This window comes from Teichococcus coralli (genome assembly GCF_009829925.1).
Lineage (GTDB): Bacteria > Pseudomonadota > Alphaproteobacteria > Acetobacterales > Acetobacteraceae > Pseudoroseomonas > Pseudoroseomonas coralli.
Map to the genome: position 1 here is coordinate 36,124 of NZ_SNVJ01000006.1, position 12,974 is coordinate 49,097.

The window sequence follows — 12,974 nt, forward strand, 5'->3', positions numbered from 1 at the left end:
GCCCCATGGACGCCATTGCCGCCCACCTGCCTGCCGTGCAACGCGGCGAGGCCGCCTATCAGGCCCTGCGCCGGCAGCGCCGCCGGGCAAGCCTGATGGCCGCCGTCCTTGTCGCCGCCGGCTTCCTGGTGGCGGCCCGGTTCAGCGAGTTCTATCCCGCCTCGCTGGCAGCCGGGCTGCCGCGCATCGGCGAGTATTTCCAGCGCATCCTGCCGACGCTGCACCTGCCGGTGCTGCTTGCCGGGGCCGGCACGGAAGGCAGCCTCGCCTTCTGGTTCTATCGCCTTGATTCCTGGCTGCTGCTGCTGCTGCAGACCGCGCAGATGGCGGCGCTCGCGACGCTCGGCGGCACGGTGGTGGCGCTGCTGCTGGCCTTCCCGGCGGCGCGCAACCTCGCCCCCTCGCGCTGGATGCACCACCTGACACGGCGCGGCCTGGAAGCGACGCGCACGGTGCCCGAGATCGTCTATGCGCTGATCTTCGTCTGGGCCTTCGGCGTCGGCCCTCTCGCGGGCATCCTGGCGATCGGCCTGCACACGGCGGGCGCGCTGGGCAAGCTGTTCTCCGAGGTGATCGAGAACGCGCCGATGCAGGCCTGGGACGGCATGCGTGCCTCCGGGGCGAACTGGGCGCAGGCCTGCCGCTACGCCATCCTGCCGCAGGTTGCCCCCGACCTGCTGAGCTATGCGCTGCTGCGCTTCGAGATCAACCTGCGCGGCGCGACCGTGATCGGCTTCGTCGGCGCCGGCGGCATCGGCCAGGAACTCTACCAGGTCATCGCCTTCAACTACTATGAGGAAATCAGCGCCATTGTTGTGCTCGTCATCCTGTCGGTCATGCTGATCGACCTGCTGTCCGAGTGGCTGCGGCACCGGCTGATCCATGCCGCGGGAGCGCGCTGAGATGACGCCGCCGCCTTCCGTCATCGCCATCTGGCAGGCACGCGAACCCCGCGCCTTCGGGACGACCCCGTCCATCCGCGCCCTGCGCTGGCTCGGCGCCGCCGCCTTCCTGGCGTGGCTCGCCTGGAGCTTCTGGCTGTTCGACATCACGCCCACGCGGCTGTGGAACGGCTTCACGGGACTGCTGACCATCCTGCGCCTGATGATCCCGCCCAGCCCCGGCGAACTGTGGGTGGACATCCTGAAGGGCATGGCGGAAAGCGTCGCGATGGCCTTTCTGGGCACGCTGCTGGCAAGCCTGGTGGCCCTGCCCCTCGGCTTCCTGGGCGCGCGCAACATCGTCACCGCCGCGCTGCTGCGCTTTTCCGTGCGGCGGATCTTCGACGGGATGCGCGGCGTGGACCAGCTCATCTGGGCGCTGGCCTATGTGCGCGCGGTGGGCCTCGGGCCGCTGGCGGGGGTGCTCGCCATCTTCAGCAGCGACGTCGCGGTGCTGGCGAAGCTTTATGCCGAGGCGATCGAGAACGCGGAAAAGCGGCCGAGCGAGGGCGTCGTCGCCTCGGGCGGGCACCGGCTGCATGCCATCCGCTACGGCATCCTGCCGCAGGTCCTGCCGGTGATGCTGGCGCAGGCGCTCTACTTCTTTGAAAGCAACACCCGCTCCGCCGCCATTCTGGGCGTGGTGGGGGCGGGCGGCATCGGCCTGCAGATCGCCGAGCGCATCAAGGTGCGGCACTGGGACGAAGTGGCCTTCATCATCATCCTGATGGTGCTGACGGTGAGCGCGATAGACCTGCTCTCAGGCTTGATCCGGCAGCGGCTGATCGGGCGGAGCGCCGCCACGCGGGCCTGACAAGGGCGGGCTCGCCGCGAGGGAGCGGCGCGCCGAGGCGCATGGCCGGGCAGGAAAAGCCGGGACGCAAGGGACCCCGGCTTTTCGGCGTTCCGTCAGGCCGCATCCTCGCGGCGGTCGCGGGCCTTCACATAGGCCACGGCGGCATGCTCGGGGCAATAGGGCTTCCCCGGGATCGCCTCCCCCGTGCAGAAACGGAACTCGGGCGTGCCAGGCTCGCCAATCGGCCAGCAGCAGCTGCGCGATCCGGCACGCTGGAAGGGCCGCACCACCGCGGTTGGCGGCGCGGCCGGACGACGAGGCGGCAGCGGACGCGCGGCAACCGGCTGCGTGGCAGGCGGCAGCGTGGAGAGCGCGGGCGCGGGAGCCGGCGCGGGACGCGCGGCCGCCGGCGTGGGCGCTGGCGCCGGGCCTGGCGTCGCGGCCACGGGCTCCGGTGCGGCAACGGGAGCGGGCGCGGCGGCGCCGGCTTCCTCGCGGCGGATGGGACTGGGGCGCGCCGCCAGGTTCAGCCGGTGCGCCTTGCCCACCACGGCATTCTTGGAGATGCCCATGCGGCGCCCGATCTCGGCGGTGGAGTGCCCCTCCGCCCAGAGTGCCCGCAAGGTCTCAATCGCTTCCGCCGTCCACTCCATTGCCCGGTCTCCAGCCTGCCACCACCATATACGGTAGTGAAGCGCGGGGTCCTGGCACAAGATGCGGCGGAGCGGGCGACTCCAAAAAGGTGTGGAAAACCCCACGCGCAAGTTAATTCGCGACGGGCCAACACACGCAGGGCGGAGTGTGTCTTTCGTGTTTTCCCCAGTCCGCCACAAAGGGTTTCAGAACAGCAGGCCCTTTCGCAGCATTCCGTGCACGCCCTTCTCGCCGTTCACGGTTTGCGTCACCCGGAAATCCACCGCGAGCGAGCAGAACTGGTAGGCCTCGGCGGCGGAGAGCTGCGCCCGGGCGACGATGAAGGCGATCATCTCGCGCAGCGCCTGCTTCATGGCGAGGTCGAGGTCCTCATGGATGCCCATGCTGATGAAATGCGTGGGCGTCTCGGCGCGCGGAAAGCGCAGGGCGGGCTGCGCGACGCCGCCACCCTTTTCCAATGTCAGGCGGAAATGCCCGGTCAGGCACATTTCCAGCGCCGTGACGCAGACCTCGCCATCGCCCTGCACGCCATGCCCGTCACCGGCGCTGAACAGCGCTCCGGCCTGGTGCACGGGCAGGTAGAGCGTCGTGCCCTCGACAAGTTCCTTGTTGTCCAGATTGCCGCCATGCGCCCGCGGCTCCTTGGTGGAAATGGCGCCCCAGGCTTCCGGCGGGGCCACGCCCATCACGCCGAAGAAGGGCGAGAGCGGCAGGGTGACCGGCTGCGCCGCGCCGTCCCGCCTGGGGCCGAAGGGCAGCCGGCAGGTTCGCGCGGCGCGGTCCACGGGGATGTGGATCAGCCGCCGATAGGGGAAATCCTCCGGCAGCGTGCCGACCAGCGGGCGGAAGTGGTTGTAGCCCCAGTCCGCCCCCAGCTCGATCTTCTCCACGTCCACCCGCAGGCAGTCGCCCGGCTCCGCCCCCGCGACGGCCACCGGGCCGGTCAGCAGGTGTGGCCCGAGACGCGGCAGCGCGCCCGCCGCCACGGCCGCATGGATGTCCCGCAGCGCCGGCGGCACGGCAAGCCCGCTTTCCGGTGGCGGCATCACCTCGGCAGGGCCGGAGACGCACTGCATCACCACCGTGTCGCCCGAGGCGACGGTCAGCGCCGGCGGAAAGCCGGCATCGAACGCGCCGAACCGCACCGTCTGCGGTGTGGCGGAGAGATGGTGGGTGGTGGCCATGACTCGCGCTCCTTCTGCCGCGCGACAATCCGGAGTCAGCGCCGTGGGGTCAACCTCCCACGAACCCGCCGGACTGCCGCTGCCAGAGCCGGGCATAGGTGCCCTCGCGCGCCAGCAGCTCGGCATGGCTGCCCTGCTCCACGATGCGCCCATGCTCCAGCACCACCAGCCGGTCCATGCTGGCGAGCGTGGAAAGGCGGTGCGCGATGGCGATCACCGTCTTGCCCGCCATCAGGCCACTCAGTTGTTCCTGGATGGCGGCCTCCACCTCGGAATCCAACGCGCTGGTCGCCTCGTCCAGCACCAGGATGGGCGCATCCTTCAGCAGCACGCGCGCGATGGCGATGCGCTGGCGCTGCCCGCCCGAGAGCTTGACACCGCGCTCGCCCACCTGCGCGTCGTACCCGGTGCGGCCGCGCCAGTCGTGCAGTTCGCGAATGAAATCATACGCCTCGGCCTGCCGCGCGGCGGCTTCCACCTCCGCCTCGCTGGCGCGTGGCCGGCCGTAGCGGATGTTGTCGCGCACCGAACGGTGCAGCAGCGCCGTGTCCTGCGTGACCACGCCAATGGCGGCGCGCAGGCTCTCCTGCGTCACGCCCGCGATGTCCTGCCCGTCGATCAGGATGCGGCCGGACTGCGGGCTGAAGAAGCGCAGCAGCAGGTTCATCGCGGTGGTCTTGCCGGCGCCGGACTGGCCGACCAGCCCCACCCGCTCGCCGGGCGCGATCTCCAGGTCGAAATCATCCAGCACGCCGCGCCCGCCGCCGGCATAGGCGAAGCGCACATGCTCGAAGCGGATGGCGCCGCGGGTCACCGCCAGCGGCCGCGCGCCCGCCGGATCGGGCGCGGTGGGCGGCACCGCGATGCTGCCGGTCGCCTCCTGCACCACGCCGACATTCTCGAAGATGGACGCCACGTTGAAGGCCACCCAGCCGGAGATGCTGTTGAGCTGCCAGGCCATCGGCAGTGCCGTGGCGACGATGCCGACCTCGATGCGCCCGCGGCTCCACAGCGCCAGGGAGATGGCCGCCATGGAGAAGATCATCAGCGCGTTGAGCGAGGAGAGCAGCAGGCCGTTCAGCGTGATCATCCGCATCTGCCGCTGGAAGGCCTCGGTCAGGCCCATCACTCCCTCGCGGACAAAAGCGTCCTCATCCTCCGCGCGGGAGAAGAGCTTCAGCGTCAGGATGTTGGTGTAGCTGTCCACGATGCGGCCCGTGAGCAGGCTGCGCTGCTCGGAGGCGGCGCGCGCCCGCGCCCGCAGGCGCGGCACGATGAGGCGCAGCAGCGTGCAGTAGCCGGCGAACCAGACCAGGATGGGCGCCGCCAGCCAGAGGTCGGCCGAGGCCAGGTAGGCGACCGCCCCGGTGCCGTAGACCAGGATGTACCAGACGGCGTTGACCGACTGCACCACGCTCTCGCGCAGCGCCGGCCCGGCCTGCATGACGCGGGTCGCGATGCGGCCGGCGAAATCCTCCTGGAAGAAGGCCCAGCCCTGCCGCACCACGTGCCAGTGGCTTTGCCAGCGTATCATGCTGGTGACGGCGGCGTTGATGGCCTGCTGGCCGATCAGGTTCTGCGACAGGATGGCCAGCGGCCGCCCAACCAGCAGCACCACCGCCATGCCGAGCAGGATAGGCCAGTTCTCCGCCAGCACCGTCTGCGGCGCGCCGGAGGACAGCATGGCGACGATGCGGCCGATGAAGACCGGGATCGAGGCGTCCAGCAGCGCGACGGCCAGCCCGGCGGCGAAGAGCATCAGGAACAGCGCCCGTGCCTGCCGGATGAAGTACCAGTAGAATTGCACGAGGCCGCGCGGCGGCGGCGCCTCCGGCACCGCGCTGCCCAGCAGCCGGCTGGCCGGCATGCCCGGCGCCGCCACGGGGTCGATGATCCGCTCGAAGAACTTGCCCACCATGCCGGCGAGCCATGACCCGCCGGCGGACCCTGTCAAGCGCGGCCGCGTGACGATGCGGCGAGGCGCGCCCGCCCCCTCCGCCGGCCCCTTGCCCAGCCGGCGCCTATTGCAGGCCGGCGGGCGCGCCGCAGCCCTCGCCCTGGCGGCGATAGACCTGCAGCCCATCCACCACCGCGATCTGCTGGTAGCGAGCCCAGACGGCGGCGAAGCCGGGATTCGCCTGCGACAGAACGGCCGGGTAGTTCATCGCCTCGCCCCGGCGGTCCACCACCACGAGGTCCGGGCAGCCTTCCATGAAGTCCTGCACCACCCAGCGGCCGATCGGCCATTCCTCCGGGGCGGTGCCGTCCCGGTGCGCGCGCCACAACTCACCGCGCAGCGCCCACATCGAGTCGAAGCGCGAGGCCCAGGTGACATCGGTGTTGTTCACCACCGGGAAGCCCAGGCCGATCCACTCGGAGAAGGCGACATAGGAGCGTACCTTCTCCTTCTTGATCAGCTTCTCCAGCCGCACCTCGGTTGTGAGGTCGGGCTCCACCGCCAGCACCAGCCGCTCATAGAAGCGGCCCGACACATTGGCGGCAAAGATGGCGAGCGGCAGCAGCGCCACGCCCATCAGCGCGCCGCGCCAGCGGATCGGCTGGCGGCGCTGCAGCACCGCGTCGGCGCACCAGAAGAGCAGCGCGAAAGTCACCGCGATCAATGCAGGGATGCGGTGGTAGAACCAGTTCTTGCCGTCCAGGAACATCGCCACGGTGGCGGCGGCGGCGAAGGCCGTCAGCACCAGCATCACACCGGAGGCGGCGCTGCCGCGCGGCGTCCGCCAGGTCAGCAGCACGCAGGCGCCCAGGCCAAGCAGGAGCCGCCAGGATTCCAGCACCAGCGAGCCAAGCGCCGAGTCCGTCCCGCCGTAGAGGGTCAGCGCCAGCGGCACCGCGCGTTCCACAAAGGCCGGGTAGAACAGCACGATGGCGAGGGCGTAGAGCCCTGCCGCCAGGAAGGCCATGAAGGGCGCCAGCCGCAGGCGGAAGCCCCGGTGTAGCCACGCCGCCACCTCCACCATCACGACGCAGAGCAGGTAGCGCGGCTTCAGCGCACAGCCGATCCCGGCCAGCAGCCCGCTGCCGAGCAGCATGCCGCGCGAGACCGGCAAGCCCTCCATCATCCGGATCAGTGCCGCGAGATGCGGCAGCACGGCGATCACCAGCAGGTGCTCCCGCTGGCCGAACTCCACGCCCGGAGTGATGAGCAGCACGCAGGCGATGGCGGCGAAGACGGGGCCCGGCCGCGCGAAAACGGGGCCAGTGCCCTGCAGCAGCCGCGCCGTGCTCCAGGCCGAGGTCAGCGCCGCTCCGGCGAAGAGCGGCAGCGCCACCTGCTTGGCGGTCAGCCCGAGCAGGTCCGCCAGCATGACCGGGATGGCGTTGATCCAGACGATCAGCGGCGGGTTGACCTCGACGATGTCGACGTAGAGCTCCTCCCCGCGCAGCCATTGCCGCGCCACCCAGAGCAGCCAGGCCAGGTCATCCTTCATCGGCGCGCGCAGCAGCGCGAAGAGAACGACGCCCACGGCCAGCGCGACCAGGCCGACGCAAACAAGGGTGCTGCGATGCTCGGCACCCAGCCGGGCCTGCCGCGGCGCGATTCCGCGCGGCGCCCCCGGAAAGCTGTAGGTCACGCGATGCTCCCCCCAGACTTCAAGGCATCAGAGCCCCGGAAACGCCGAAGCCTCGCCTTGCATTCGGGTGAGATTAGGGCAGCCATTGGCGAAAACTGCGGAAAATGATGAGAAAATGGTGCCGATCCACAAATTTCTGCACAAGACGCCCCGGTGCCGGGGCGTCTTGACTGCGGTTCAGGCGGCGCGGGCCGGAACCGACGCGCCGAGCAGGCTGCGTGCCACCGCCTCGGCCGTCTTGATGCCATCCACCGCCGCCGAGAGGATGCCGCCCGCATAGCCCGCCCCCTCCCCGGCCGGGAAGAGGCCGCGGGTGTTCAGGCTCTGCCGGTCCTCGCCGCGCTTCACCCGAACGGGAGAGGAGGTTCGCGTCTCCACCCCCGTCATGACCCCGTCGCCGCGGGCGAAGCCGCGGAGTTGCCGGTCGAAGGCGGGCAGCGCCTCGCGGATGGCGGCCACCGCCTCGTCCGGCAGGAAGTCCTCCAGCGCGGCGGGCGTCACGCCCGGCATGTAGGAGGGCATCACCTCGCCCAGGGCGGTGGAGGGCCGCCCGGCCAGGAAGTCGCCCACCGTCTGCGCCGGTGCGTGGTAGTTGCCGCCGCCGGCGCGGAAGGCCGCCTCCTCCAGTTGCCGCTGCAGCGCGATGCCGGCCAGCGGGCCGCCGGGGAAGTCCTGCTCCGGCGTGATGCCGACAACAATGGCCGAGTTCGCGTTGCGCTCGTCGCGCTGGTACTGGCTCATGCCGTTGGTGACCAGGCGGCCCGGCTCGGAGGCCGCGGCCACCACCCGGCCGCCCGGGCACATGCAGAAGCTGTAGACCGTGCGCCCGTTGCGGCAGTGGTGCACCAGCCGGTAGTCGGCGGCGCCCAGCAGCTTGTTGCCGGCGGCGGGCCCGAAGCGGCACTCGTTCACCATCCGCTGCGGGTGCTCGATGCGCACGCCGATGGAGAAGGGCTTGGCCTCCACATAGACGCCACGCCGCTCCAGCATCTCGAAGGTGTCGCGCGCGCTGTGGCCGACCGCCAGCACGACATGATCGGATTCCAGCACGGTGCCGTCGGCCAGGGCGGCGCCGCGGACCTGACGCGCGCCATCTGGCGCGGTGTCGATCAGCAGATCGGTCACGCGGCTCCCGAAGCGGTACTCGCCGCCCAGCGACTCGATGGTCCGCCGCATGTGCTCGACCATGGTCACCAGGCGGAAGGTGCCGATATGCGGCTTGGAGACATAGAGGATCTCCTCCGGCGCCCCGGCCTTCACGAACTCCTCCAGCACCTTGCGGCCATGGTGCTCGGGGTCGCTGATCTGGCTGTAGAGCTTGCCGTCGGAGAAGGTGCCGGCACCGCCCTCGCCGAACTGCACGTTGGATTCCGGGTGCAGCTCGCTGCGGCGCCAGAAGCCCCAGGTGTCCTTGGTGCGCTCGCGCACCACCTTGCCGCGCTCCAGGATGATCGGGCGGAAGCCCATCTGCGCCAGCAGCAGCGTGGCCAGCAGGCCGCAGGGCCCGGCGCCGATCACCAGCGGGCGGCGGGCGAAGCCGGCGGGAGCGTGGCCGACAGGACGGTAGGTGGTATCCGGCGCCGCTCCGACATGGCGGTCGCCCTGGTGGCGGCGCAGCACCGTCGCCTCGTTCCGCAGCGCGAGGTCCAGGGTATAGACGAGCTGGATGGCGTTCTTCCTCCGCGCGTCGTAGCCGCGGCGGAAGATCTGCAGGTCCAGGAGGTCGGCATCGGCGATGCCGAGGCGCGCGACGGCCGCCGCGCGCAGGGCCGGCTCGGAATGGTCGAGCGGCAGTCTCAGTTCGGTCAGTCGCAGCATCGGGAGGTTGTTATCCACCGGGGTGAGCGATGCGCCGGCCTATAGCGCCCGCACCCCGGCGGGGGGAAGGATTTCCCCTCCCCCCGGCTTGCGACTCAGCCCGCCGTCAGGCGCAGGGCGGCGCAGACCGTCTCCACCTGGGCATCGGTCAGCTCGGGATGGATCGGCAAGCTCAGCACCTCGCGGCTGGCCGCCTCTGTCTCGGCGCAGGCGGCGGGGCCGAGGGCGATGCGCCCCTGGTAGGCTTCCTGGAGGTGGACCGGCATCGGGTAATGGATGGCGGTGGCGACGCCCTGGGAGCGCAGGCGGGCCATCACCTCCTCCCGCTCGCGGCTGCGGACCACATACTGGTGGAAGACATGCTCCGCGCCGGGCCGCCGGACCGGAGGTGCCAGGGGGCCGCCCGCCAGCGCCGCGTCATAGGCGGCGGCGATCGCCTGGCGGCGCGCATTGGCGGCGGCCAGCAGCGGCAGCCGCACCCGCAGCACCGCGGCCTGGAGCTCGTCGAGCCGGCTGTTGACGCCCACCATGTCGGAGAGGTAGCGCCGCTTCCAGCCATACTGGCGGATGGCCGCCATGCGATCGGCCAGCTCGGCATTCCCGGTGGCGACAATGCCGGCATCGCCCAGCGCGGCGAGGTTCTTGGTGGGATAGAGGCTGAAGGCGGCGACATCCCCCAGCGTGCCGAGCATCCGGCCGTCGAGCGTCGCGCCATGCGCCTGGGCGCAGTCCTCGATGACGGCGACACCGGCGGCGCGGCACGCCTCCAGCAGCGGCGCCATGTCGCAGGCCTGGCCATAGATGTGCACCGGGATCACGGCGCGGATCGGCGGCAGGCCGGGCGGCGGATCGTTCAGCACCGCCCGCAGCTCGTCGGCGTCCATGGTGTAGGTGTCGGGGTCGATGTCGAGCAGCAGCGGCGTCGCGCCGGCCATCTCGATCGCCGCCACCGTGGCCACGGCGGTGTGCGACACGGTCACCACCGTCGCGCCCGCGCCGATGCCGAGGCCACGCAGGGCGAGCACCAGCGCATCCGTGCCGTTGGCGCAGCCGACCGCGCGGGAAAGGCCGAGCCACTCGGCGAATTCCTGCTCGAAGGCGGCGCCCTCGCTGCCGAGGATGTACCAGCCCGACTGCAGCACACGGGCGATGGCGGCATCGATGGCCGGCTGCTGGGCGCGGTAGGCAGCGCCGGGATCGGCCTGCGGGACGGTAATCACGGGCAAGTCCATCTGCCCTTCTCCTTCGGGAGCGTGAGGCGTTCAGAGATATTGGTTGAGGCGGGGCCGGAACCAGTCGAGGCTGCGGCGCAGCCCCTCCGGCAGCGACACCGCCGGCGCCCAGCCGGTGGCGGCGCGGAAGGTCGAATCGTCGGCGTGAAAGCTGCCGATGTCGATCGGGGCGCGGTCGGCGGGGAATTCCTTCACCACGTAGTGTCCAGCCCCATTGGCGGCGATCGCCAGCTCGGCCAGCTCGCGCAGCGAGACGGGCGGGGCACCGCCGATGTTGAAGGCCCGGCCGGCGCAGGCGGGGGTCTCCGCCGCGCGCAGGAAGGCCGCCACCACGTCGTCCAGATAGGCGAGGTCGCGCAGCTGCTCGCCGCCCCAGACTTCGAAGGGTTCGCCCTCCAGCAGGCGGCGGAACCAGATGCCGAGGAAGGTCTGCCGCGCGTCCTTCACCCTCAGGCGGGGGCCGTAGCAGTTGGTCAGGCGCAGCGAGACGACGGGGCGGCCATGCACCCGCCCCTCCATCAGCCAGTACTGCTCGCCGGCCAGCTTGGAGACCCCGTTGGCGTCGGGCGGGGCGATGGGGTGCTTCTCGTCCACCGGCAGGTAGTGCGGGCGGCCGTAGAACTGCCGTGTCGAGGCATGCACCACCACCGCCCGGGGCGAGCCGGCCCGCAGCGCGGCGATCAGCCGGAGCTGGGCGTCGGCGTTGATGGCGAGATCGGTGAAGGGGTCGGCCATGCTGCCGGCATGGCTGGTCTGGGCGGCGAGGTTGAAAACCGCGTCCAGGCCTTCGGCGTAAGGCGCGAGGTCCGCCTCGCGCAGGTCGGCCTCCACCAGCCGGACGCCGCTGTCCTGCAGGTTGAAGGGGTTGGCGCCGGCCTCGGGCAGCATGGCGTCCAGCGCCACCACCTCGGCGCCCGCGGCGGCCAGCGCATGGCAAAGGCCGCTGCCGATGAAGCCCGCGCCGCCGGTGACCAGCACCCGGCGACCCTTCCAGGCAGGTCCGGCCACGCTCATGGCCTGCCCTCCGCGGCGAGGCGGCGGCCAGAGGCCGGTTCGAGACCAGGAATGGCGCGCATGGCAGGGCTTCCCAGGGCAAGAGGCCGAAGCCTGCCCGGCCATTACGGCGGAAGCGGGGCAACTTTCGGCTTGGCCATGGCAGCGCGCGGAGCCGCCTACCGCAAGCTATCCTGTTGAGGTAGATTGCGGTGGCAGCTCATCACGTTCTGAAGATCATTCCGGCCCCGTGGCGAACCGGCCGCTCACTCGGCGGCGCGCGTTGCCCCGCCGGTCGCGGGGACCGCATCCTCCAGCAGGTGGCTGCTCGGACCCGCCGCCAGCTCGGCGCGCAGGCGCTGGGCATCCAGCTCACCCTCCCAGCGGCTGATGGCGACACAGGCGACGCCGTTGCCGCAGAGGTTGGTCAGGGCGCGGCACTCGCTCATGAACTTGTCGATGCCGATCAGCACCGCCAGCGCCTGGATCGGAATGTCCGGAATCACGGAAAGCGTCGCCGCCAGGGTGATGAAGCCGGCGCCGGTGACGCCCGAGGCGCCTTTCGAGGTCAGCATCGCCACCAGCAGGATGGTCAGCTCCTGCCCCAGCGTCAGGTGCGTGTTCGTGGCATAGGCCAGGAACATCGTCGCCAGGGTCATGTAGATGTTGGTGCCGTCCAGGTTGAAGCTGTAGCCCAGCGGCACGGTCAGCCCGACCACGTTGGGCGAGCAGCCCAGCCGCTCCAGCTTGCGCATCAGCTGCGGCAGCACGCTTTCGCTGCTCGACGTGCCGAGCACGATCAGCAGCTCCTCGCGGATGTAGTTGAGAAAGCGCAGGATGGAGAAGCCGCAGAACCGGGCGATGATGCCCAGCACCACCACCACGAAGAGCACGGCGGTCAGGTAGAAGGTGGCCACCAGCTCGCCCAGGCGCAGCAGCGAGCCGATGCCATAGGCGCCAATGGTGAAGGCCATGGCGCCGAAGGCGCCGACGGGCGCCGCCTGCACCACGATGCGCACCACGCCGAAGAAGACGGCGGCCATCCGGTCCACCACATGGGCGGTCGTCTCCCGCGCCTTCTCGGGCAGGGCGTTGATGGCGAAGCCGGTCAGCACGGCGATCAGCAGCACCTGCAGCAGGTCGCCATTGACGAAGGGGCTGAAGAAGCTGTCGGGGATGATGCCCATCAGATGCGCGACGACGCTGTCGCCCTGCGCCTTCTGGGTGAAGCCCTGCACCGCCTTGGCGTCGAGCTGCGTCGGGTCGATGTCGAAGCCGGCGCCAGTGTGGAAGACCTTGGCGACGATCAGGCCGAGCGCCAGGGCGAAGGTGGAGACCACCTCGAAATACAGGATCGCCTTCAGACCGACGCGGCCGACCTTGCTGGCATCCCGCACGCTGGCGATCCCGTGCACCACGGTGCAGAACACCACCGGGGCGATGATCAGCTTGATCAGCTTGACGAAGGCGTCGCCCAGCGGCTTCAGCGCCGCGCCGGTGGACGGGAAGAACGCGCCCACCAGCACGCCCAGCACAATCGCGATCAGCACCTGCACATAGAGCAGGCCAAGCCAGCGTCTCAACATCGACCACTTCCTCAAGAGGCGCGCTCCCGCACGGCTCCGGCCACGCGCGCCCGGCGCGCAGCGCGCTCCGATGCAGGCATGGACGGTTCTTTTCCGGACGAGGGCGTTTCAACAAGCGCTGCGGCACAGGCCGAGGGGCGGCCGCAGCGCGTGCGCGCTCCTAGCGCGTCCGGT

10 protein-coding genes are annotated in these 12,974 nt (G+C 70.7%); 2 read left to right on the forward strand and 8 right to left on the reverse strand.

Annotation, left to right across the window (positions count from 1 at the left end):
• The first annotated feature begins 5 nt into the window (after positions 1 to 5).
• Together phnE (E0493_RS08805) and phnE (E0493_RS08810) are read left to right on the forward strand one after the other, a co-directional pair.
• Entirely contained in the window at positions 6 to 902 is an 897-nt protein-coding gene (gene phnE, locus E0493_RS08805; RefSeq protein WP_160936570.1) for a phosphonate ABC transporter, permease protein PhnE, read from the forward strand.
• A 1-nt stretch (position 903) separates the two neighbouring features.
• On the forward strand, positions 904 to 1,755 hold the full coding sequence (gene phnE / locus E0493_RS08810) for a phosphonate ABC transporter, permease protein PhnE (RefSeq protein ID WP_235913666.1): 852 nt from the start codon (positions 904 to 906) through the stop codon (positions 1,753 to 1,755).
• 95 nt (positions 1,756 to 1,850) lie between these two features.
• Here phnE (E0493_RS08810) and E0493_RS08815 read toward each other — a convergent pair whose 3' ends face one another.
• The 8 genes from E0493_RS08815 to E0493_RS08850 form a co-directional block, all read right to left on the reverse strand.
• On the reverse strand, positions 1,851 to 2,390 hold the full coding sequence (locus E0493_RS08815; protein ID WP_160936572.1) for a GcrA family cell cycle regulator: 540 nt from the start codon (positions 2,388 to 2,390) through the stop codon (positions 1,851 to 1,853).
• 186 nt (positions 2,391 to 2,576) lie between these two features.
• On the reverse strand, positions 2,577 to 3,575 hold the full coding sequence (locus E0493_RS08820; protein ID WP_160936573.1) for an acetamidase/formamidase family protein: 999 nt from the start codon (positions 3,573 to 3,575) through the stop codon (positions 2,577 to 2,579).
• A 49-nt stretch (positions 3,576 to 3,624) separates the two neighbouring features.
• Positions 3,625 to 5,529 carry an ABC transporter ATP-binding protein gene (locus E0493_RS08825; protein ID WP_235913667.1) on the reverse strand — a complete coding sequence of 635 codons (1,905 nt, stop codon included), beginning with the start codon at positions 5,527 to 5,529 and terminating at the stop codon, positions 3,625 to 3,627.
• Between the two features lie 67 nt (positions 5,530 to 5,596).
• Positions 5,597 to 7,171: a hypothetical protein gene (locus E0493_RS08830; RefSeq protein WP_160936574.1), complete on the reverse strand. Its 1,575-nt coding sequence runs from the start codon at positions 7,169 to 7,171 to the stop codon at positions 5,597 to 5,599.
• Between the two features lie 177 nt (positions 7,172 to 7,348).
• Positions 7,349 to 8,989, reverse strand: a complete 1,641-nt coding sequence (locus E0493_RS08835; RefSeq protein WP_160936575.1) for an NAD(P)/FAD-dependent oxidoreductase — start codon at positions 8,987 to 8,989, stop codon at positions 7,349 to 7,351.
• A gap of 95 nt (positions 8,990 to 9,084) precedes the next feature.
• Positions 9,085 to 10,221 carry a DegT/DnrJ/EryC1/StrS family aminotransferase gene (locus E0493_RS08840; protein WP_160936576.1) on the reverse strand — a complete coding sequence of 379 codons (1,137 nt, stop codon included), beginning with the start codon at positions 10,219 to 10,221 and terminating at the stop codon, positions 9,085 to 9,087.
• Positions 10,222 to 10,251: 30 nt separating this feature from the next.
• Positions 10,252 to 11,235, reverse strand: a complete 984-nt coding sequence (locus E0493_RS08845; protein WP_160936577.1) for an NAD-dependent epimerase/dehydratase family protein — start codon at positions 11,233 to 11,235, stop codon at positions 10,252 to 10,254.
• Positions 11,236 to 11,480: 245 nt separating this feature from the next.
• The gene (locus E0493_RS08850) at positions 11,481 to 12,800 is read right to left on the reverse strand and encodes a dicarboxylate/amino acid:cation symporter (RefSeq protein ID WP_160936578.1); all 1,320 of its coding nucleotides are present in this window, start codon (positions 12,798 to 12,800) and stop codon (positions 11,481 to 11,483) included.
• Between the last annotated feature and the right edge of the window lie 174 nt (positions 12,801 to 12,974).